Here is a 21,642-nt window from a genome sequence, read left to right as displayed (position 1 = left end):
TTCGCCCCGGCGCGCCGGTCGGCGCTTAGGACTCTGTCGACAGCCTTTCCGGCCTGACGGCCGGAGAGCTTTGGTGGGTTCTGCGGCGATGAAGCCTACAGGCCCGGTCTCACGCGTTCCGACCGAGGTGGTCGCGGGCGGGAGCACCCTCCCGCGACCGCCCCGGATCATCAGTCACGTCAGGTGAGGGTCACTCACCCGTCGCCTTGGCGATGATCTCCTTCGCGACCGAGGACGGAACCTCGGCGTAGGAGTCGAACTGCATGCTGTAGCTAGCCCGGCCCTGGGTCTTCGACCGCAGGTCGCCGACGTAGCCGAACATCTCCGACAACGGCACCAGAGCCCGGACGACGCGGGCGCCGCTGCGCTCCTCCATCGCCTGGATGATGCCGCGGCGGGAGTTGAGGTCGCCGATGACGTCACCCATGTTCTCCTCAGGAGTGGTGACCTCAACGGCCATCATCGGCTCGAGGAGAGCGGGGTCGGCCTTGCGGGCCGCCTCCTTCATCGCCATCGAGCCGGCGATCTTGAATGCCATTTCCGACGAGTCGACCTCGTGGTACTGGCCGTCCACCAGGGTGAGCTTGACGCCCACCAGGGGGAAGCCGGCGAGGATGCCGTACTGCATGGCGTCCTGGGCGCCCGCGTCCACCGACGGGATGAACTCCCGGGGGATGCGGCCACCGGTCACCGCGTTGGCGAACTCGTAGGTCGGCGCGTCGTTGCCCAGCGGCAGCGGCTCCACGCTGATGATGACCCGCGCGTACTGGCCGGAACCACCGGTCTGCTTCTTGTGGGTGTACTCGACCTTCTCCACCTTGCGGCGGATGGTCTCGCGGTACGCCACCTGCGGCTTACCGATGTTGGCCTCGACGTTGAACTCGCGGCGCATCCGGTCGACCAGGATGTCCAGGTGCAGCTCGCCCATGCCGGAGATGACCGTCTGGCCGGTCTGGTCGTCCAGCTTGACGCGGAAGGTCGGGTCCTCCTCGGCCAGCCGCTGGATGGCGGTGCTGAGCTTCTCCTGGTCGGCCTTGGTCTTCGGCTCGATGGCGACCTCGATGACCGGCTCCGGGAAGGTCATCGACTCCAGGATGACTGGGTTCGCCGGGTCGCACAGCGTGTCACCGGTGGTGGTCTGCTTCAGACCCTGCACCGCGATGATGTCGCCAGCCTGGGCCGAGCTGCGCTCTTCCCGCTTGTTGGCGTGCATCTGGTAGATCTTGCCGATCCGCTCCTTGCGGTCCTTGGTGGAGTTGACCACCTGGGAGCCGGACTCGAGCGTGCCGGAGTAGATCCGGACGTAGGTGAGCTTGCCGAGGTGCTTGTCCGTCTGGATCTTGAAGGCGAGGCCCGAGAAGGGCTCCGACTTGGACGGCTTGCGCTGCATCGGGGTCTCGCCGTCGGTGGCCGTACCCTCGATCGCCGGGATGTCCAGCGGCGACGGCAGGTACGCGATGACCGCGTCCAGCATCGGCTGGATGCCCTTGTTCTTGAAGGCGGTGCCGGTGAGGACCGGGTTGGCCTTGCCGGCGATGGTGGCCCGACGGATGGCGGCCCGGATCTCCTCGACGGAGATCTCCTCGCCCTCCAGGTACTTCTCCATCACCGCGTCGTCGACGTCGGCCAGGGTCTCCATCAGCTTCTCGCGCCACTCGGCGGCGGAGTCGGCGAGGTCGGCCGGGATCTCCTCGACCGCGTAGTCCTCACCCTTCTGGGTCTCGCCGCGCCAGGTGAGCGCCCGCATCTCGACCAGGTCGACCACGCCGATGAAGTCGGACTCGGCGCCGATCGGGATCTGGAGCACCAGCGGGGTGGCGTTGAGCCGGTCGATCATCATCTGCACGCAGCGGAAGAAGTCGGCACCGGTCCGGTCGAGCTTGTTGACGAAGCACATCCGGGGGACGTTGTACTTGTCCGCCTGCCGCCAGACGTTCTCCGTCTGCGGCTCCACGCCGGCGACGCCGTCGTAGACCGCGACCGCGCCGTCCAGCACCCGCAGCGACCGCTCGACCTCGACCGTGAAGTCGACGTGGCCGGGCGTGTCGATGATCTGGATCGTGTGGCCCTTCCACTCACACTTGGTAGCAGCGGAGGTGATGGTGATACCACGCTCCTGCTCCTGCTCCATCCAGTCCATAACGGCACCGCCCTCATGGACCTCACCGATCTTGTACGTGATACCGGTGTAGAAGAGGATCCGCTCGGTGGTGGTGGTCTTACCGGCATCGATGTGGGCCATGATGCCGATGTTGCGTACGTTGGCGAGCGCGTCTGCGGCGGCCACTTCAATCCCTACTTATCGTCGTCTCGACACAACTGGTGGCGGTTCCGGCGCCACGAGGGCGCCGGAACCAGGGTGTTACCAGCGGTAGTGCGCGAAGGCCTTGTTGGACTCGGCCATCTTGTGCGTGTCCTCGCGCCGCTTGACGGCGGCACCGAGGCCGTTGCTCGCGTCCAGCAGCTCGTTCATCAGCCGCTCGACCATGGTCTTCTCGCGACGGGCGCGGGAGTAGGTGACCAGCCAGCGCAGGCCCAGGGTGGTCGCCCGGGCGGGGCGGACCTCGACCGGGACCTGGTAGGTGGCGCCACCGACGCGGCGGCTGCGCACCTCGAGGGTCGGCTTGACGTTGTCCATCGCCCGCTTGAGGGTGACGACCGGGTCGGTGCCGGACTTCTCGCGGCAGCCCTCGAGGGCGGCGTAGACGATGCGCTCGGCGAGCTGACGCTTACCGCGCAGGAGGATCTTGTTCACCAGCTGGGTGACCAGCGGCGAGTTGTACACCGGGTCAGCGACCAGCGGCTTCCGCGGAGCGGGTCCCTTACGCGGCATGTCAGCTCTTCTCCTTCTTCGCGCCGTAACGGCTGCGCGCCTGCTTGCGGTTGCGGACACCCTGGGTGTCCAGCGAGCCGCGGACGATCTTGTAACGCACGCCGGGGAGGTCCTTCACACGGCCGCCGCGGACGAGCACGATCGAGTGCTCCTGCAGGTTGTGGCCGACGCCCGGGATGTAGGCGGTCACCTCGATCTGGCTGCTGAGCTTGACACGAGCGACCTTGCGCAGCGCCGAGTTCGGCTTCTTCGGGGTGGTGGTGTACACGCGGGTGCACACGCCGCGCCGCTGAGGGGAACCCTTCAGCGCCGGGGTCTTGGTCTTACTCGTCTTCGCCTGGCGGCCCTTTCGGACCAGCTGCTGGATCGTGGGCACCGGGTTTCTCCGCTCCCTTCGACCGCCTGGTGGCGGCCGCACCGTCTGCCGTAGCCGACCTGATGGCCGACTCTCCTACATTCCCGCCAGGGCCACCTCGCGGCGGTCCCGGCACCCGCGGTCGGGCGTGTCGCCCAGCTCACGGTCCCGGCGCCGACGCTCGCGCGTGTCGACCGGGGTCTTGCACCGGCACACGGCAGGCCGCGCGCCGGATCTTTGGCTTTGTCGTGCTCCCACGGGATCTCCGGATTGCCGGATCCAGCGCACGCACGAGTCGCCCGGGCTTGCCCGGGCACAAGGGGAAAGAGTACCTACCACAACCGCACAGGTCAAAACGGAGCGGCTGGCGGGACGTCCACCGCCCGCCGATCGAACCCGTCGCGCCTACCCGCCCGTGGTGGGCACCTACGGACCCGAGTGTACCGGCTTCCCCGCGGACCAGCCCGTCGACCCCGTCACGACCGCGGCCACCTCCCCCGGTGCGCCGCAGCGGTCACCCCAGGCCCAGCAGCAACGCCAGCCCCAGGCCGAACAGGCTGAGCAGCAGCCCCGCCGCGCCGCAGCAGACGCCGGCCAGCGCCAGGCCCCGGCCGGAGAACCGGACCGCCGGCGGGGCCGCCGGGCGCCGGATCTGTCGCAGCCCCAGCAGGCCGGCGACGACGGCGCCCGCGCCGGCCAGCACGCCCAGCACCGTGAACGCTCCCGCCGCCCACGCGCCGCCCGCCCCGCCGACCGCGCCGATGCAGATCACCAGCATCGAGACCAGGGTCGAGACGATCCCGGCCACCAGCGAACCCACTGCGAGGCCGGAGGTGACCGGCGGCACGTCGAGATGCACCACGCCGAACGGCGTACCAGCGACCGGGTCGACCCGCTTCGGCGGCCGGGCGGCCTCGCGCGGAGGCGGAGGCGGGGCAGCCGGCCCCGGGCCCCAACCCGGCGCCGGGCCCGCGCCCACCGGCGGGCCACCCCAGGGGGGCGCCACGGGATCACCGCCGGGGTGGCGCGCCGGTTCCGTCACGGGTCCTCCTGTCGACGTCGCGGCGTCCACCGCCGCGCGACGGACACCGGGCCAGGCTACCGCCGACGGTCCGGCGGGCGGCGCCCGGCGCGAACCGTTCCCCCGGCGGTCGGTCAGTCCACGTTGGGTGCGAAGTCCTGCCCGTAGGGCGTGTCGGCGAGCCGGACCACGCCGAGGACCACCGCGGCGACCAGGCTGACGGCCACCAGCACCAGGCCCGTCCAGGCCAGCCGCTCCCCCCGGCGCAGCCAGGCCGCACCGGTCAGGAAACCCCCCGAGGCGTACGCCTCCCGACGCGCCTGGCGGGCGAGCTGGAGCGCCACCGTGGCCGGCACCACGCCGCCGATGAACAGGCCGGTCAGCGCGCCCATCAACCCCAGCGCGAAGACCGCCCGCGCCTTGGTGGCCCGCGTCGGATCAGGGTCGAGCGGATGGCGGGGCGGCCCCGGCTGGGCGACGGGCGCCTGCCCGGGTGCGGTCGTCATGCCCCCATCATGCCCCGGCCCGCTGCGCCACGGCGCCCGCACGGGCCACCCGGTCCCGGGACACGGCGAGGCCCCCGGCACGTGCCGGGGGCCTCGTCGATCGTGCTGTTAGCGGTACGACCCGAAGTCGAAGTCGTCCAGCGGAACCGCCTGGCCGCTGGCCGGCCCGAAGCCGTAGTCGGTCTCGGGGTAGCCGGTCATGGAGTAGACCTTGGCCTTCGCCTCCTCGGTCGGCTCGACCCGGACGTTGCGGTACTTGCTGATGCCCGTACCGGCCGGGATGAGCTTACCGATGATCACGTTCTCCTTGAGGCCGACGAGCGAGTCGCTGCGCGAGTTGATCGCCGCGTCGGTCAGCACCCGGGTGGTCTCCTGGAAGGAGGCCGCCGAGAGCCAGGAGTCGGTGGCCAGCGAGGCCTTGGTGATACCCATCAGCACCGGCCGGCCGGCGGCGGGCTCGCCGCCCTCGGAGACGAGTCGGCGGTTCTCCGACTCGAACAGCGCCCGGTCGACCAGCACGCCCGGCAGGAACTCGGTCGAGCCGGAGTCGATGACCGTCACCCGCTTGAGCATCTGGCGGATGATGATCTCGATGTGCTTGTCGTGGATGAGCACACCCTGCGAGCGGTAGACCTCCTGGACCTCCTGGGTCAGGTGGACCTGGACCGCGCGCGGGCCGAGGATGCGCAGCAGCTCGTGCGGGTCGATGGTGCCCTCGGTGAGCTTCTCGCCGACCTCGACGTGACCGCCGTCGTGGGTCCGCAGCCGGACCCGCTTGGAGATCTTGTCGTAGACGATCTCGTCGCTGCCGTCGTCCGGCACCACGATGATCTTCCGCGAGCGCTCGCCGTCCTCGATCCGGACCCGGCCAGGGGTGTCGGCGATGGGCGCCTTGCCCTTCGGGACCCGGGCCTCGAAGATCTCCGTGACACGCGGCAGACCCTGGGTGATGTCCTCACCCGCGACACCACCGGTGTGGAAGGTACGCATCGTGAGCTGGGTGCCCGGCTCACCGATCGACTGGGCGGCGATGATGCCGACCGCCTCGCCGACGTCCACGGTCTTGCCGGTCGGCAACGAACGGCCGTAGCACGCCCCGCAGACGCCCAGCTTCGACTCGCAGGTGAGCACGCTGCGCACCCGCACCGTCTCCGTACCGGCGGCGACGATCTTGTCGACCAGGACGGAGTTGATGTCCTGGCCCCGCTCGGCGACGACGACGCCGTCCGGCCCCTTGATGTCGTCGGCCAGCGTCCGGGCGTGCACGCTGGTCTCGGCGTGCTCGTGCACGACGAGCTTGCCGTCGAGCCGCTCCCCGATCTGCATCGGGATGGCGCGGTCGGTGCCGCAGTCCTCCTCGCGGATGATGACGTCCTGCGAGACGTCCACCAGACGACGGGTCAGGTAACCCGAGTCGGCGGTACGCAGGGCGGTGTCCGCGAGGCCCTTACGGGCACCGTGCGTGGAGATGAAGTACTCCAGCACGGACAGACCCTCCCGGTAGCTGGCCTTGATCGGCCGCGGGATGATCTCGCCCTTCGGGTTGGCCACCAGACCACGGATCGCCGCGATCTGCCGGAGCTGGAGGAGGTTACCGCGGGCGCCCGAGTTGATCATCTTCCACAGCGGGTTCTCCTGCGGCAGAGCGGTGTCCATCTCCTTGGCGACCTCGTTGGTCGCCTTGGTCCAGATCTGGATGAGCTCGCCGCGGCGCTCCTCCGGCGTCATCAGACCGCGCTGGTACTGCTTGTCGATCTGGTCGGCTTCCTTCTCGTACCGCTCCAGGATCTCCCGCTTGCGCGGCGGGGCGATGACGTCCTCCATGCCGATCGTCACGCCGGACCAGGTGGCCCAGTGGAAGCCGGCCTCCTTGAGCCCGTCCAGGGTGGCGGCCAGCGCCACCTTGGGGAAGCGCTCGGCGAGGTCGTTGACGATCGCGGAGAGCTGACCCTTGCGGATCTCGTAGTTCACGAAGCGGTAGCCCTGCGGCAGCGTCTCGTTGAACAGCACCCGACCGAGGGTCGTCTCCACGGTCAGCGGCTCGCCCTCGACCCAGCCCTCCGGGGCGCTCCAGGCCTCGGCGCCGGCGCCGTTGTCGACCCCGACCACGCCCCGCAGACGGATCTTCACCGGGGCCTGCAGGTGCAGCTCGCCGTTGTCGTACGCCATCCGCGCCTCGGCGTCCGAGCTGAACACCCGGCCCTCGCCCTTCTCACCCGCGGTGAGGTGGGTGAGGTGGTAGAGACCGATGACCATGTCCTGGGTGGGCATGGTGACCGGCTTGCCGTCGGCCGGCTTGAGGATGTTGTTCGACGACAGCATCAGGATCCGCGCCTCGGCCTGGGCCTCGGCGGATAGCGGCACGTGCACCGCCATCTGGTCACCGTCGAAGTCGGCGTTGAACGCGGTGCAGACCAGCGGGTGGATCTGGATGGCCTTGCCCTCGACGAGCTGCGGCTCGAAGGCCTGGATGCCCAGGCGGTGCAGGGTCGGCGCCCGGTTCAGCAGGACCGGGTGCTCGCCGATGACCTCTTCCAGCACGTCCCACACGACCGGGCGCTGCCGCTCGACCATCCGCTTGGCGGACTTGATGTTCTGCGCGTGGTTGAGGTCGACCAGCCGCTTCATCACGAAGGGCTTGAACAGCTCCAGCGCCATCTGCTTGGGCAGGCCGCACTGGTGCAGCTTGAGCTTCGGGCCGACGACGATGACCGAACGGCCGGAGTAGTCGACGCGCTTGCCCAGCAGGTTCTGCCGGAACCGGCCCTGCTTGCCCTTGAGCATGTCGGACAGCGACTTCAGCGGGCGGTTACCCGGCCCGGTGACCGGACGACCGCGGCGGCCGTTGTCGAACAGCGCGTCGACGGCCTCCTGGAGCATCCGCTTCTCGTTGTTGACGATGATCTCGGGCGCGCCGAGGTCGATCAGCCGCTTGAGGCGGTTGTTCCGGTTGATCACGCGGCGGTACAGGTCGTTCAGGTCGGAGGTCGCGAAGCGGCCACCGTCCAGCTGCACCATCGGGCGCAGGTCCGGCGGGATGACCGGCACGCAGTCGAGCACCATGCCGAGCGGCGAGTTGCGGGTGTTCAGGAACGCCGCGACGACCTTGAGCCGCTTGAGCGCCCGGATCTTCCGCTGACCCTTGCCGGAGCGGATGGTCTCGCGCAGGTTCTCGGCCTCGGCGTCGAGGTCCATGTTCTGGACCAGCGCCTTGATGGCCTCCGCGCCCATGCCGCCGGTGAAGTACTCGCCGAAGCGGTCCCGCAGCTCGCGGTAGAGCAACTCGTCGGTGACGAGCTGCTTCGGCTCCAGCTTGCGGAAGGTGTCCAGCACCTCGTCCAAGCGGTCGATCTCGCGCTGGGCCCGGTCGCGGATCTGGCGCATCTCGCGCTCTCCGCCCTCCTTGACCTTGCGCCGGACGTCCGCCTTGGCACCCTCGGCCTCCAGCTCGGCCAGGTCGGCCTCGAGCTTGGTGGCCCGCTTCTCGATCTCCGAGTCGCGGCTGTTCTCCGCCTGCCGCTTCTCGGCCAGGATCTCGTTCTCGATCGTCGAGAGGTCACGGTGACGCGACTCCGCGTCCACGCTGGTCACGACGTACGAGGCGAAGTAGATGATCTTTTCGAGGTCCTTGGGGGCGAGGTCCAGCAGGTAGCCCAGCCGGCTCGGCACGCCCTTGAAGTACCAGATGTGGGTCACCGGTGCGGCGAGCTCGATGTGGCCCATCCGCTCGCGGCGGACCTTCGACCGGGTCACCTCGACGCCGCAGCGCTCGCAGATGATGCCCTTGAACCGGACCCGCTTGTACTTACCGCAGTAGCACTCCCAGTCGCGCTGCGGACCGAAGATCTTCTCGCAGAAGAGCCCGTCCTTTTCCGGCTTCAGGGTGCGGTAGTTGATCGTTTCAGGCTTCTTGACCTCACCGTGGGACCACTGACGGATGTCGTCGGCGGTGGCGAGGCCAATGCGCAGCTCGTCGAAGAAGTTGACGTCGAGCACTATGTCCCCTATGTCGTCGTCTGTACTGCTAGCTAACCAGCGGGGTCCGGGGCAGGGTGACCCTGCCCCGAACCACCACCTCAGACCTCTTCGACCGAGCTCGGCTCGCGCCGGGACAGGTCGATGCCCAGCTCCTCCGCGGCGCGGAACACCTCGTCGTCGGTCTCGCGCATCTCCAGGGCCACGCCGTCGCTGGAGAGCACCTCGACGTTGAGGCACAGCGACTGCAGCTCCTTGAGCAGCACCTTGAACGACTCCGGGATGCCGGGCTCCGGGATGTTCTCGCCCTTGACGATGGCCTCGTAGACCTTGACCCGGCCGAGGACGTCGTCGGACTTGATCGTCAGCAGCTCCTGCAGGGCGTAGGCGGCGCCGTACGCCTGCATCGCCCAGCACTCCATCTCACCGAAGCGCTGGCCACCGAACTGCGCCTTACCACCCAGCGGCTGCTGCGTGATCATCGAGTACGGACCAGTCGACCGGGCGTGGATCTTGTCGTCGACCAGGTGGTTGAGCTTGAGGATGTAGATGTAGCCGACCGCGATCGGGTCCGGCAGCGGCTCGCCGGAACGGCCGTCGAACAGCTGCGCCTTGCCGGAGGAGCCGATGAGCTGCTTGCCGTCCCGGTTGGGCAGGGTCGACGCCAGCAGGCCGGAGATCTCCTCCTCGCGGGCACCGTCGAAGACCGGCGTGGCCACGTTGGTGTCCGGCTCCGACTCGTGCGCCTCGATGGAGCGCAGCTGGCGCTTCCACTCGGCGTCGTCGCCGTCGACGCTCCACCCCGTCTTCGCCACCCAGCCGAGGTGCGTCTCCAGCACCTGGCCGATGTTCATCCGGGACGGCACACCCAGCGGGTTGAGCACGATGTCGACGGGCGTGCCGTCCTCCAGGAACGGCATGTCCTCGATCGGCAGGATCTTGGAGATGACGCCCTTGTTGCCGTGCCGGCCGGCGAGCTTGTCGCCGTCCTGGATCTTCCGCTTCTGGGCGACGTAGACCCGGACCAGCTCGTTGACGCCCGGCGGCAGCTCGTCGCCGTCCTCGCGGGAGAAGGTACGCACACCGATGACCGTGCCGGTCTCGCCGTGCGGCACCTTCAGCGAGGTGTCGCGGACCTCGCGCGCCTTCTCACCGAAGATCGCGCGGAGCAGCCGCTCCTCCGGGGTCAGCTCGGTCTCGCCCTTGGGCGTGACCTTGCCGACCAGGATGTCACCGGGGACGACCTCGGCGCCGATCCGGATGATGCCGCGCTCGTCGAGGTCGGCGAGCATCTCCTCGCTGACGTTCGGGATGTCGCGGGTGATCTCCTCCGGGCCGAGCTTGGTGTCCCGGGCGTCGACCTCGTGCTCCTCGATGTGGATCGAGGTGAGCACGTCCTGCTGCACGAGGCGCTGCGACAGGATGATCGCGTCCTCGTAGTTGTGGCCCTCCCAGCACATGAACGCCACGAGCAGGTTGCGCCCGAGCGCCATCTCGCCCTCGTCGGTGCACGGACCGTCGGCGATGACCTGACCGGCCTCGACGCGGTCGCCCTCGAAGACGACCGGCTTCTGGTTGACGCAGGAGCCGGCGTTGGAGCGGCGGAACTTGTGCAGCAGGTACGTGCGGCGGTGGCCGTCGTCCTGGTGGATGGTGATGTAGTCGGCGCAGAGGTCCTCGATGACGCCGCCGACCTCGGCGACGACCACGTCACCGGCGTCGACGGCGGCGCGGTACTCCATGCCGGTGCCGACGAGCGGGGACTCGGCCTTGACCAGCGGCACCGCCTGGCGCTGCATGTTCGCGCCCATCAGTGCCCGGTTGGCGTCGTCGTGCTCGAGGAACGGGATCATCGCGGTCGCGACCGAGGTCATCTGCCGCGGCGACACGTCCATGTAGTCGACGGCGCTCGGCACCACGTCCTCGGTCTCGCCGCCCTTACGACGACACAGGACCCGGTCCTCGGCGAACGTGCCGTCGGCCTTCAGCGGCGCGTTGGCCTGCGCCTTGACGAACCGGTCCTCCTCGTCCGCGGTCAGGTAGTCGATCTGGTCGGTGACCCGACCGTCGACGACCTTCCGGTACGGCGTCTCGATGAAGCCGAACGGGTTGACCCGGGCGAAGGTGGACAGCGCGCCGATCAGACCGATGTTCGGGCCTTCCGGCGTCTCGATCGGGCACATCCGGCCGTAGTGGGACGGGTGCACGTCGCGGACCTCGAAGCCGGCCCGCTCCCGGGACAGACCACCCGGGCCGAGCGCGCTCAGCCGGCGCCGGTGGGTCAGGCCCGCCAGCGGGTTGGTCTGGTCCATGAACTGGGACAGCTGCGAGGTGCCGAAGAACTCCTTGATCGCCGCCACCACCGGGCGGATGTTGATCAGGGTCTGCGGCGTGATCGCCTCGACGTCCTGGGTGGTCATCCGCTCACGGACGACGCGCTCCATCCGGGACAGACCGACCCGGACCTGGTTCTGGATCAGCTCACCCACGGTACGCAGGCGCCGGTTGCCGAAGTGGTCGATGTCGTCGGCCTCGTAGCCGTCCTCACCGGCGTGCAGCCGGCAGAGGTACTCCACGGTGGCGACGATGTCGTCCTCGGTCAGGGTGCCGGTCGTGATCGGCACCTCCAGCTCGAGCTTCTTGTTGAACTTGTAACGACCGACCTTGGCGACGTCGTACCGCTTCGGGTTGAAGAAGAGGTTGTCGAGCAGGGTCTGGGCGTTCTCGCGGGTCGGCGGCTCGCCAGGGCGGAGCTTCCGGTAGATGTCGAGCAACGCCTCGTCGGCGCCGGCGATGTGGTCCTTCTCGAGCGTGGTCATCATCAGCTCGGACCAGCCGAACCGCTCGCGGATGCGCTCGGCGGACCAACCGACGGCCTTGAGCAGGACGGTGACGGCCTGCCGGCGCTTGCGGTCGATGCGGACGCCGACCGTGTCGCGCTTGTCGATGTCGAACTCCAGCCAGGCGCCCCGGCTGGGAATGACCTTGACGCTGGTGAGGTCGCGGTCGGAGGTCTTGTCCGGCTGCTTGTCGAAGTAGACGCCCGGGGACCGGACGAGCTGGCTGACGACGACGCGCTCGGTGCCGTTGATGATGAAGGTGCCCTTCGGCGTCATCATCGGGAAGTCACCCATGAACACCGTCTGGCTCTTGATCTCGCCGGTGGTGTTGTTGGTGAACTCCGCGGTCACGAACAGCGGGGCGCAGTAGGTCAGGTCCTTCTCCTTGCACTCCTCGATCGAGGCCTTGACCTCGTCGAAGCGCGGAGCCGAGAAGGAGAGCGACATGGTGCCGGAGAAGTCCTCAATGGGACTGATCTCGTCGAGGATCTCCGCGAGACCCGAGCGTGCGTGCGGGTCGTCCGCCGACCGGCCCTGCCAAGCCTCGTTGCCGACGAGCCAGTCGAAGGACTCGTTCTGGATGGCGAGGAGGTTGGGGACCTCGAGGTGTTCGGTGATCCTGCCGAATGAAACTCGGCGGGGAGCGAATGCGCTCGACGTACGACTGGTCTTCGCAGGGCGGGAAGCTGCCAAGATGCGTCCTTCCGAGGACCGGTGCTGCAGAACGGCTGGTACGCGTGCACTCCAATGACCCCACCAGAAATATCCGTAACCGGACATTTCCGAGCAGGGGTCAAGTCGGAAGGCAGCGCAAACTAGCAGTGTAGCCGAGAGGCTAACCGCTGTCCAGCCCACCCCGCAGGTCGTCGCGGAACGTGCCTCGGGACCCCCTCGAACGGGGTCTCACCGGGCCGCTCGGAACGCGACGTTCCTGCCGGGCCGCTCAGGTGCTCGCAGCCGACGATGTCGCCGCTGCCATTACCCAAGTGGTGGCCGTTGCAAGCGCGGAAGGTCTTGCTGTGTCAGCGTGCCTGTCAGGCCGGGGCCGCGTCAAGGCCCGGCATCCGGGTCGCCGCGTCTTTCCCACCGACGGGCTACCGCCGCCGACCGTTCCGGAGCGTCAAAGCCCTGCTCACCGCGCCTGCCGCCGAATCCACCAAGACGGCGGGCGGTGATCCGGTGTCGGATCACCGCCCGCCGTGACGCGATGTGCCCGGGCTCACCCGAGCCGGACGCGCCGTGGTGGTGCGTCAGGTCACTTGAGGGTGACCTTGGCGCCCTCGCCCTCGAGCTTGGCCTTGGCCTTGTCGGCGGTCTCCTTGTTGGCCTTCTCCAGGACGGCCTTCGGAGCGGCCTCGACCAGGTCCTTGGCCTCCTTGAGGCCCAGGCCAGTCAGCTCGCGCACGACCTTGATGACCTGGATCTTCTTGCCGCCGTCAGCCTCGAGGATGACGTCGAACTCGTCCTTCTCCGGCTCGGCCTCGGCCGCAGCGGTGCCGCCACCCGGGCCGGCGACCATCATCGCGGCCGGAGCCGCGGCGGTGACCTCGAAGGTCTCCTCGAACTGCTTCACGAACTCGGAGAGCTCGATCAGCGTCATCTCCTTGAACGCGTCGAGCAGCTCGTCGGTGCTGAGCTTCGCCATGTCTGGCGTCCTTTCCTGAATCTGTTAGGTAAGAACTGGGTGCGCCGCGGGGCCTCAGGCCGCCTCGGCGCCCTCCTTCTCGCGCTTGTCCTGCAGGGCGGCCGCCAGGCGGGCGGTCTTCGACAGCGGGGCCTGGAACAGGGCCGCGGCCTTGCTCAGGTTGCCCTTCATCGCGCCGGCCAGCTTGGCCAGCAGCACCTCGCGGGACTCCAGGTCGGCGAGCTTCGTGACCTCGGCCGCGGTGATGGCCCTGCCCTCGAAGACGCCGCCCTTGATGACGAGCTTCGGGTTGGCCTTCGCGAAGTCGCGAAGCCCCTTCGCCGCCTCGACGACGTCGCCCGAAACGAAAGTCAGCGCGGTAGGACCGGTGAACATCTCGTCGAGGCCGGAGATACCAGCGTCCGTCGCGGCACGCTTCGCCAGCGTGTTCTTCGCGACCGTGTAGCTGGTCTCCTTGCCGAGCGAGCGCCGCAGCTGGGTGAGCTGGGAAACCGTCAGACCGCGGTACTCGGTCAGCACCGTGGCACCCGCGTTGCGGAAGCTCTCGGTCAGCTCAGCGACGGCCGTGGCCTTGTCGGCCCGGATCGGCTTGTCCGCCATGTCCCTCCTCTCTCGTTACTCGAGGCCGGTCACCGTCGTCGGCCGGAGCTTTCGACGGGAGCGCAGGCGCCACGACAACGAGAAAAGCCCCGGCGCAGGGCGCACGGGGCGAGGGCCGGCGCACGGGCACGGTCGCGGACCATGCTCAGCACCGATTTTCGCTTACCGCCCTGCGCGGGTCGCCCGTAGTCGCGGGACCTTCGACCGTGCCGGGGCACGGTGACCAGCGGTCTCTGGGTGGAACTTCGCGGCCCAGGTTACGCGAGCACCCCCGCGACCACCAAATCGCCCCCGGTGCGCCGCGTCACACCGGCGAGGATCGCGTGTCTCGGTCACTCCCCGCCGCAGCCAGCGCCCGCTTGGCAGGCAGGAGGCCGACCGAGCGGCAGCGGAAGCAGCGCGGCTGCGTAGAGGGCTGCCAGCGGCAGCGAGGCAGCACGGGCAACACGAAGGCCACCGGCCGCAGCGGAGGCAGCACGGGCAGCGCAGGAGGCTGCCAGCCGCAGCCGGGGAGCACCAGGGCACCACGGGACAGCCGACAGCCGCAGCGGGGCAGTCACCGCCTGGCCGCCACGCCCGTCCAGGCCGACGCCGCACTCCCGGCGCTCCCGCCCGTGGCCGTCGTGCGCCCGGAGGACGGACAGGCGCCGGCGGACGCGGCGGCGTGGACTGAGGACCGGGACGGGCATCCGGTGGCCCCGTCAGACGTCCTCCAGGCACACGCCGGGCCTGCCATCCACCGACACACGGAACGGGGCGTCGCCACGATGTGGCGACGCCCCGTCACGGGTACGGGAGGATCAGCCCTCGGCCGGGGCCTCCTGCAGGTTCTTCACCACGTTGGGGTCGACCGGGACGCCCGGGCCCATGGTGGTGGTCAGGGTGACCTTCTTGAGGTACTTGCCCTTCGCGGCGGACGGCTTGGCCCGCAGGACCTCGTCGAGGACCGCCGCGTAGTTGTCGATCAGCTGGGACTCGGAGAACGAGGCCTTGCCGATGATCAGGTGCAGGTTGGAGTGCTTGTCCACCCGGAAGGTGATCTTGCCGCCCTTGATGTCCGCGACGGCCTTGGCGACGTCCATCGTCACGGTGCCGGTCTTCGGGTTCGGCATGAGACCGCGCGGGCCCAGGATCCGCGCGATCCGGCCGATCTTGGCCATCTGGTCCGGCGTGGCGATCGCCGCGTCGAAGTCGAGCCAACCGCCCTGGATCCGGGCGACCAGCTCGTCGGTGCCCACCTCGTCCGCACCGGCGCCGGCGGCCTCCTCGGCCTTCGCGCCAGCGGCGAAGACGATCACGCGGGCGGTCTTACCGGTGCCGTGCGGCAGGTTGACCACGCCACGGACCATCTGGTCCGCCTTGCGGGGGTCGACGCCGAGGCGCATGGCGACCTCGACCGTGGCGTCGAACTTGGCGGTGGTGGTGTCCTTGGCCAGCTTCACGGCCTCGGCGGGGGTGTAGAGCTTCGACCGGTCGATGACCTCGGCGGCCTTGCGGTAGCTCTTGCTGCGCTGCATTTTCTGCGTACTCCTGTGGTCTATGGCGGGCCGCGGGGTCCGCGCGCCCTCCCACGAACTGGATCCGGTGGTTACCGAGGTCAGTCGGTGACGTTGAGGCCCATCGACCGGGCGGTGCCGGCGATGATCTTCTCAGCCTGGTCGATGTCGTTGGCGTTGAGGTCGGCCATCTTCTTCTCGGCGATCTCACGCACCTGGGCGCGGCTGACCGAGCCGACCTTCTCCTTGTGCGGGACGCCCGAGCCCTTCTGCACGCCGGCGGCCTTGATCAGCAGCCGGGCGGCGGGCGGGGTCTTCAGCACGAAGGTGAAGCTGCGGTCCTCGTAGACGCTGATCTCGGCGGGGACGATGTCGCCCCGCTGGGACTCGGTCTGCGCGTTGTAGGACTTGCAGAACTCCATGATGTTCACGCCGTGCTGGCCGAGCGCGGGGCCGACCGGCGGCGCCGGAGTGGCCTGGCCCGCCGGCAGCTGAAGCGTGAAAGTCTTGACGAGCTTCTTCTTCGGAGGCATGTCTCTTCCTGGGGCTTGAAACTGGGAAAGGTGCCGGCCGCGGGCGCGCACGGTCAGCGCGATGCGACAGCGGCGACGTTCTAGGGTAGCGCAGCGTCCCGCCGCCGCCTGCGCCGAGGTCGGGCTGGAGGGCGGAACGGATACGCCGGCGGCGGGCCGCTACCCACCGCCGGCGATCCGGACGTCAGATCTTGGCGACCTGGTTGAAGTTCAGCTCGACCGGCGTCTCGCGGCCGAAGATCGACACCAGCACCTTGAGCTTCTGCTGGTCGGCGTTGATCTCGCTGATCGTCGCCGGCAGCGAGGCGAAGGCGCCGTCGGTGACGGTGACCGAGTCGCCGACCTCGAAGTCGAGGACCTTGATCTCGGGCTTGGCCTTCTTCTGCTCGGTCTCGACCGCCGGCGCCAGCCACTTCAGCACCTCGTCGAGCGAGAGCGGGGCCGGGCGGTCGGCCCGGTCCGTCGCGCCCACGAAGCCGGTGACGCCCGGCGTGTTGCGTACGCAGGAGTAGGACTCGGCGGTCAGCTCCATCCGGACCAGGATGTAGCCCGGGAAGACCTTGGCCTGGACCTGCGACCGCTTCCCGTTCTTGACCTCCACCTCTTCCCGGGTCGGCACCTCGACCTGGTAGATGTAGTCCTCCATGTCGAGGCTCGTGATCCGGGTCTCGAGGTTGGTCTTGACCTTGTTCTCGTAGCCGGCGTACGAGTGCACCACGTACCAGTCGCCCGGCGCGTAGCGCAGCTTCTGCCGCAGCTCGGCCACCGGGTCGTAGTCCTCGTCCGGGGCGGGCTCGGTGGTGGGGAACTCCGGCTCGCTGGCGGCCTCGACCGACTCGTCACCAGCCGCCGTCGCCACCGTGGACTGCTCGTCCGTGGTCTCGGCGGTCTCGTCGTACTCAGGCACGCTCGCTCACTTCCGTCACTATCGGCTCAGTCGGCCGGTCAGCTGGGGTTGCCGAAGACCCACAGCACGCCCTTCGCGAAGGCGAAGTCAAGGCCGGCCACGATCGTCAGCATCACCGCGACGAAGGCGACCACCACGGCCGTGTAGGTCAGCAGCTCCTTGCGGGTCGGCCAGATGACCTTACGCAGTTCCGCCACGACCTCGCGGATGAATCGGGCGATGCGGCCGAACACACCCACGCGATCGGTTTCCGCCTTGGTCTTCGGGCGGCTGTCCGCCGAATCCGCCTTCGCCCGGGAGCGCGTCGCGGTGCCGCCGCGGGAAACCGGCTCCTCGGCGTCGGTGGCGTCGTCGTCGGCCACGTCGTCGACGACCTCGTCGTGCAGACGGTCGTCGCCGGCGTCCTCGCCGCGCCGCTTCTTGTCGGCCACTTCGCCCTCCGTCGCGGGATGTCGGGGTCGCACGCTGTCGGGCGTGCGCGGCGTTTGGTCACGCCGGCCGGACCAACCGTCCCGCGACGGGCCGCGGCCGGCGGATCAGCCAGAGTAGGGCCCGAATGCCTCGGGCCCACCCCGCCGATGCCACCACCACGGGCCGGACGCCGCCGTACGGCGGCGCGACCCACGGGAACGGTCAGGCCTGAGGCGCAGGGGTGACAGGACTTGAACCTGCAGCCTGCGGTTTTGGAGACCGCTGCTCTGCCAATTGAGCTACACCCCTGTGCGGCAATGCTCACCCTGCCCGGTCACACACGACCGTGCAGGGGTTACTTGCCCCACGGCGGACCAGTGTACGGGTAGCGGCACGACTTTCCCAACCGGTCTGCCCCTCGCGCGTCGGGAGCCTGGTCAGCGGGCCGTCCGGACGGTCGCCCGGGCCTGCGACAGCACCTTCTCGCCCCGGCAGACGGCGGTCACGTCGAGCCTGGTCAGGCCGTCCTCGGTGACCTCGCGGACCACCGCCGTGACCTCGATCTCGGTGCCCTCGTCGTCGTCCGGTACGACCACCGGCCGGGTGAAGCGGACGTTGTAGTCGACGATCGCGTCGGGCGCGCCGGCCCACTCCGCCACCGCGCGGCCGACCAGCGCCATGGTGTACATGCCGTGGGCGATCACACCCGGCAGACCCACCTTCGTGGCGGTCCGCTCGTTCCAGTGGATCGGGTTGAAGTCCCCCGAGGCGCCGGCGTAGCGGACCAGGTCCGCACGCGTCACCCGGAACGTCCTGGCTGGCAGCTCCATCTCAGCCCTCCCCGCGTACGACGAGCTTCGACCAGACGGTGACCACCGGCTCGCCGGCCGGGGTGGCGACCTCGGTGCGGGTGGTCAGGAAGCCGTGCCCGCCACGGCTGCTGACGTCGTCGATGACGCTGACACAGACCAGCTCGTCCCCCGCCACCACGGGCCGGGTGTAGGCGAAGCGCTGGTCGCCGTGGACGACGCGGCTGTAGTCGACGCCGAGGTCCGGGTCGTCGATGATCTGCTGGTTGGCCGCCATGGTGACCACGATGGGGAAGGTCGGCGGGGCGACCACGTCCGGGTGGCCGAGCGCACGGGCGGCCTCCGGGTCGTGGTGGGCCGGATCGGCGGCGCCGATCGCCGTGGCGAATTCGCGGATCTTTTCGCGGCCCACCTGATAGGGGGCGGTCGGCGGATACGTCCGGCCGACGAAGGACGGGTCCAGGGACATGCGGCGAACCTACACGCAAACGACGATCGCCGGTCCGTACGGGGCGGCGGCGGCCAGAGCCGCGCCGTCCCTACGGACCGGCGATCGAAAAGCGTCGGAGACCAGGCCGGCGGTGCCGGCGACGGGTCAGCGGGTCTCGCGGTGGACCGTGTGCTTGCCGTCCCGCGGGCAGAACTTCTTCAGCTCGATGCGGTCCGGGTCGTTACGACGGTTCTTGCGCGTGATGTAGTTGCGCTCCTTGCACTCCACACACGCCAAAGTGATCTTCGGCCGGACATCGGTCGCCTTCGCCACGGCGGAGTGCCTTCCTCGCTACGGGTAACAACTACGGCGCATCAGCCTACGCGCTGATGGCGCGGACATGCAAAGTGGGCGCCTGTGGCGCCCATCCCACCGACCGCCGGAACTGGCCCGGTGGACGAGAGTAGCGGTGGCCGGACTTGAACCGGCGACACAGCGATTATGAGCCGCTTGCTCTGCCATCTGAGCTACACCGCCGTGGCGGGTCCAGCCGGACCCTCTGAGCCCCCTTACGGAATCGAACCGTAGACCTTCTCCTTACCATGGAGACGCTCTGCCGACTGAGCTAAGGGGGCCTGCGCGATCTCCCCGGGGGGCGACGCGCAGGGGATACATTACACGGCCATGCGGCGCAGATGAAATCGGATCCCCCACCAAGGCGTTTCCGCAGATCAGGGCACGGCGCGCAACCGGGGCAGCTCCCCCGGCGAGACCGTCTCCGGGTCGACCTGGGCGCCGAACCAGGCCTCCAGCCGCTCGTACGGCAGCGGTCGGCTGAACAGGAAGCCCTGGCCGATCTCACAGCCGATGTCCTGGAGCAGCTCCAGGGTCAGCTCGCTCTCCACGCCCTCGGCGACCACGGCCAGGCCGAACTGCTGGGAGAGCGTCACCACCGCGTTGACGATGGCCAGGTCGCCCGGATCCGTCGCCATGCCCTGCACGAAGGAGCGGTCGACCTTCACCTCGTGCACGGGCAGCCGGCGCAGGTGGGCCAGGGACGAGTCGCCGGTGCCGAAGTCGTCCACCGACAGCCGTACGCCGAGGTCACGCAGCCGCCGCAGGGTCGGGATGGGCCGGTCGGTGCCGTCCAGCACCCCGGCCTCCTTGATCTCCAACGTGAGCAGCTGCGGCCGTACGCCGTACTCGTCGAGCAGCTCCTGGACGCGGGCCGGGAAGTGCTGGTCGGTGAGCGTTCGGGCGGAGAGGTTGACCGCGACGGCGAGCGGCTGGCCGGCGTGCGTCCAGTCCCGGCTGCGCCGCAGCCCCTCGCGGAGCACGAACTCGGTGAACCGGCCGAGCTGGCCGGTGTGCTCCGCCACCGCCACGAAGTCCTCCGGGGCGACCGTGCCGTGCGCCGGGTGCTCCCACCGGGCCAGGCACTCCACGCCCACCAGCCGGCGGTCCCGCAGCGTCACCTTGGGCTGGAAGTAGACCTCCAGCTGGTCGTCGTCGAGCGCGCGCCGCAGGTCGCCGGCGAGGCCGAGCCGGCGCAGCGACCGGGACTCCAGCGCGGGGCTGAACAGCTGCACGCTCCCCGGCACGGACTTGGCCGCCGTCGCCGCCAGGTCCACCCGTTGCAGCAGGGACGCGGCGTCGCTGCCGTGGTCGGGGTGCACGGCGACGCCGACCGCCGTGTCCACGTCGAGGGTGAGCGCGTCGAAGACCATCTCGTCGCGGATCTGCTCGCGCAGCTGCGCGGCCAGCTCCACCGCCGCCTCGGCGCTCTCCAGCCGCAGCGTCACCAGGAACTCGTCGCCGCCGGCCCGACCGACCAGGGCCGACGAGGGTACGCAGGAGCGCAGCCGGTTGGCGACCTCCACCAGGACCTTGTCGCCGGCGGCGTGCCCGAGTGACTCGTTGACCTGGCGCAGCCGGTCGACGTCGAACAACAGCAGGGCCACCACCTCGCCGGGTGCCCGGATCTTGACGGCCTCGTCCAGCGCGTCCGTGATCCGCCGCCGGTTGGGCAGCCTGGTCAGCGTGTCGTGGCTGGCGTCGTGCCGGAGCCGGTCGACCAGCCGCGAGTTCTCCAGCGCCACCGCCGCGTGCGCCGCCACCGTCTCGAAGAGGGGCACGTCGGTGCGGACGAAGTAGTTGCTGTCCCCCAGCCGGTTGGCCACCTCCAGCGTGCCGATGACCGCCTGACCGGACCGCAGTGGCAGGACGATCACGTCCTTGACCCGGTGCGCCGAGAGCGTGGCGCGCAGGTCACCGTCGGTCGTCAGTCCTCTACCGACGGCCACCGTGCGACCCTCGTCGCGCGCCCGTTCCCGCAGGGCGGCCGGGGTCTTGGCGAAGTCGAGCAGGCCGGGGGCGTCGTTGCGGGCGGTCAGCAGCACCTCCGGGTGCCGGCCCTGGGCGGGCAGCCAGAGCGTGGCGTACTCCGCCTGCATGAGCGCCCGCACGCGGCCCAGGAGGGCGTCGGGCAGGGTGCCGTACTCGCCGCTCTCGCTCACCGCGCGACTCAGCTCGTACATGTCGGTCAGGGTGCGGTGCTGCCGGAAGAACTGGGCGTACGCGCGGTAGACGAAGGCCAGCGCGACGAGGAGCGCCCCCAGCAGCAGCAACGACCACCAGGTGCTCACGATGAGGATGAGGACGATGATCCCGCTGGCGATGTTGATCATCGCTGCCAGGAGGGCCGGCATGGACTGCCGGAGCGCGCCGCGCCCCGCCGCCCAGCCCTGCAGGAGCGTGTGCACGCCTGCGACCGAGGCCATGCTCAGCAGATTGACCATGCTGGCCGCGAAGGCCAGCTTGAGCCAGGTGGCCGGTCCGACGCCCTCGATGGGCGGCAGGGCCTGGAGCACGAGGACGGCCAGGGACGAGCCCGCGGCCGCCCGGCCCACGTTGAACCAGAACTTCGTCGCGCCGAACCGGTGCCTGAGGTGGGTCACGACCGTCGCGACCGTGTAGATCACGACGACCGTCAGCGGTTCGACGAGATAGAACGCGAGGATCAGCGGGATCTCGGTGAGGGCCACGCCGAGGGACTGCCGCCGCACGGTGAAGTTCAGCACCGGAAGCCCGGCGGCCACCATGGTCACGAGGAGTGGCACCGCCAGCGACCACTCGCCGAACGGTTGCGGTGCGACCAGGCCGACCGCCGTCGCGCAGACGATGGCGATCAGGGCCAACGGCCCGGTGATCAGCCATGCGTATTCAGTGGAGCGGGGGCCGGTGGGGCCACGACCCGCCATCCCGTGTCCCCCTTTACCGGC

At 69.4% G+C, this 21,642-nt stretch carries 17 protein-coding genes and 3 tRNA genes; all 20 read right to left on the bottom strand.

Annotated elements, in window-relative coordinates:
- Positions 1-190 precede the first annotated feature (190 nt).
- On the bottom strand, positions 191-2,287 hold the full coding sequence (fusA, locus tag ACGFIR_RS18350) for an elongation factor G (protein ID WP_392998417.1): 2,097 nt from the start codon (positions 2,285-2,287) through the stop codon (positions 191-193).
- Positions 2,288-2,362: 75 nt separating this feature from the next.
- Positions 2,363-2,833, bottom strand: coding sequence for a 30S ribosomal protein S7 (gene rpsG / locus ACGFIR_RS18345; protein WP_013735957.1), 471 nt, complete (start codon positions 2,831-2,833; stop codon positions 2,363-2,365).
- A 1-nt stretch (position 2,834) separates the two neighbouring features.
- Positions 2,835-3,209, bottom strand: coding sequence for a 30S ribosomal protein S12 (rpsL, locus tag ACGFIR_RS18340; RefSeq protein ID WP_014440718.1), 375 nt, complete (start codon positions 3,207-3,209; stop codon positions 2,835-2,837).
- A gap of 493 nt (positions 3,210-3,702) precedes the next feature.
- Positions 3,703-4,050 (bottom strand): hypothetical protein, encoded by a 348-nt coding sequence (locus ACGFIR_RS18335; RefSeq protein ID WP_392998415.1) that lies wholly within the window; start codon positions 4,048-4,050, stop codon positions 3,703-3,705.
- 293 nt (positions 4,051-4,343) lie between these two features.
- Entirely contained in the window at positions 4,344-4,715 is a 372-nt protein-coding gene (locus tag ACGFIR_RS18330; RefSeq protein ID WP_392998413.1) for a hypothetical protein, read from the bottom strand.
- Between the two features lie 108 nt (positions 4,716-4,823).
- Positions 4,824-8,711: a DNA-directed RNA polymerase subunit beta' gene (locus ACGFIR_RS18325; RefSeq protein ID WP_392998411.1), complete on the bottom strand. Its 3,888-nt coding sequence runs from the start codon at positions 8,709-8,711 to the stop codon at positions 4,824-4,826.
- An 80-nt stretch (positions 8,712-8,791) separates the two neighbouring features.
- Positions 8,792-12,223 (bottom strand): DNA-directed RNA polymerase subunit beta, encoded by a 3,432-nt coding sequence (locus ACGFIR_RS18320; protein ID WP_392998409.1) that lies wholly within the window; start codon positions 12,221-12,223, stop codon positions 8,792-8,794.
- 562 nt (positions 12,224-12,785) lie between these two features.
- Positions 12,786-13,175: a 50S ribosomal protein L7/L12 gene (rplL, locus tag ACGFIR_RS18315; RefSeq protein ID WP_392998407.1), complete on the bottom strand. Its 390-nt coding sequence runs from the start codon at positions 13,173-13,175 to the stop codon at positions 12,786-12,788.
- A 54-nt stretch (positions 13,176-13,229) separates the two neighbouring features.
- A complete protein-coding gene (gene rplJ, locus ACGFIR_RS18310) occupies positions 13,230-13,775 on the bottom strand; it encodes a 50S ribosomal protein L10 (RefSeq protein ID WP_392998405.1) in 546 nt (181 codons plus the stop codon).
- An 800-nt stretch (positions 13,776-14,575) separates the two neighbouring features.
- Complete coding sequence (rplA, locus tag ACGFIR_RS18305; protein ID WP_392998403.1) at positions 14,576-15,292, bottom strand: 50S ribosomal protein L1; 717 nt, start codon at positions 15,290-15,292, stop codon at positions 14,576-14,578.
- A gap of 80 nt (positions 15,293-15,372) precedes the next feature.
- Positions 15,373-15,804, bottom strand: a complete 432-nt coding sequence (gene rplK, locus ACGFIR_RS18300; RefSeq protein ID WP_121399898.1) for a 50S ribosomal protein L11 — start codon at positions 15,802-15,804, stop codon at positions 15,373-15,375.
- 184 nt (positions 15,805-15,988) lie between these two features.
- Positions 15,989-16,711, bottom strand: a complete 723-nt coding sequence (nusG, locus tag ACGFIR_RS18295) for a transcription termination/antitermination protein NusG (RefSeq protein ID WP_357460220.1) — start codon at positions 16,709-16,711, stop codon at positions 15,989-15,991.
- Positions 16,712-16,749: 38 nt separating this feature from the next.
- Positions 16,750-17,142 carry a preprotein translocase subunit SecE gene (gene secE / locus ACGFIR_RS18290; RefSeq protein WP_392998401.1) on the bottom strand — a complete coding sequence of 131 codons (393 nt, stop codon included), beginning with the start codon at positions 17,140-17,142 and terminating at the stop codon, positions 16,750-16,752.
- Positions 17,143-17,358: 216 nt separating this feature from the next.
- Positions 17,359-17,431 (bottom strand) — tRNA-Trp (locus tag ACGFIR_RS18285).
- 128 nt (positions 17,432-17,559) lie between these two features.
- Complete coding sequence (locus ACGFIR_RS18280) at positions 17,560-17,952, bottom strand: MaoC family dehydratase (protein WP_392998399.1); 393 nt, start codon at positions 17,950-17,952, stop codon at positions 17,560-17,562.
- 1 nt (position 17,953) lies between these two features.
- The gene (locus ACGFIR_RS18275; protein WP_392998397.1) at positions 17,954-18,400 is read right to left on the bottom strand and encodes a MaoC family dehydratase N-terminal domain-containing protein; all 447 of its coding nucleotides are present in this window, start codon (positions 18,398-18,400) and stop codon (positions 17,954-17,956) included.
- Positions 18,401-18,526: 126 nt separating this feature from the next.
- Positions 18,527-18,694 (bottom strand): 50S ribosomal protein L33, encoded by a 168-nt coding sequence (rpmG, locus tag ACGFIR_RS18270; protein WP_013288652.1) that lies wholly within the window; start codon positions 18,692-18,694, stop codon positions 18,527-18,529.
- Between the two features lie 131 nt (positions 18,695-18,825).
- A tRNA-Met gene (locus ACGFIR_RS18265) sits at positions 18,826-18,898 on the bottom strand.
- A 25-nt stretch (positions 18,899-18,923) separates the two neighbouring features.
- A tRNA-Thr gene (locus ACGFIR_RS18260) sits at positions 18,924-18,996 on the bottom strand.
- Positions 18,997-19,092: 96 nt separating this feature from the next.
- Positions 19,093-21,621 carry a putative bifunctional diguanylate cyclase/phosphodiesterase gene (locus tag ACGFIR_RS18255; protein ID WP_393146158.1) on the bottom strand — a complete coding sequence of 843 codons (2,529 nt, stop codon included), beginning with the start codon at positions 21,619-21,621 and terminating at the stop codon, positions 19,093-19,095.
- Positions 21,622-21,642: the final 21 nt, after the last annotated feature.

Origin of the sequence: Micromonospora sp. NPDC049051 (assembly GCF_043197575.1) — a bacterium.
Classification (GTDB): domain Bacteria; phylum Actinomycetota; class Actinomycetes; order Mycobacteriales; family Micromonosporaceae; genus Micromonospora.
Note: the sequence above shows the minus strand (reverse complement) of the source record. Positions and strands in the feature narration are given on the sequence as shown.